General features: G+C 69.1%; 1 protein-coding gene. It reads left to right on the top strand.

Features of this window, described 5'->3' with window-relative positions:
• Nucleotides 1-18: 18 nt before the first annotated feature.
• The coding region (locus tag IF83_RS35410; protein WP_208605963.1) for a hypothetical protein at nucleotides 19-278 on the top strand (260 nt) is incomplete at its 3' end.

Raw genomic sequence — 278 nt, 5'->3', positions numbered from 1 at the left:
GGGCGCCGGCGTGCGGGGGTGTCGGCGTTCGGTATCAGTGGGACGAACGCGCATGTGATTGTGGAGGAGGCGCCGGGGCCGGTTTCGGGGGTTTCGGGGTCGGCCGGTGGGATTTCCCTGACGGCTTCGGATTCGGTTTCGGTTTCGGGTTCGGTTTCGGCATCGGGTTCGGGTTCGGGTTCGGGTGTGCCGGTTGGCGGGCCGGTGGCGTGGTGTCTGTCGGCGGTGTCGGATGTGGCGTTGCGGGCGCAGGCGGCGGAGTTGCGGGTGTTCCTGGA

The sequence above is a fragment of the Streptomyces albus subsp. albus genome, assembly GCF_000719865.1.
Taxonomy (GTDB): domain Bacteria; phylum Actinomycetota; class Actinomycetes; order Streptomycetales; family Streptomycetaceae; genus Streptomyces; species Streptomyces albus_E.
This window is presented reverse-complemented; position numbering and strand designations above follow the sequence as displayed.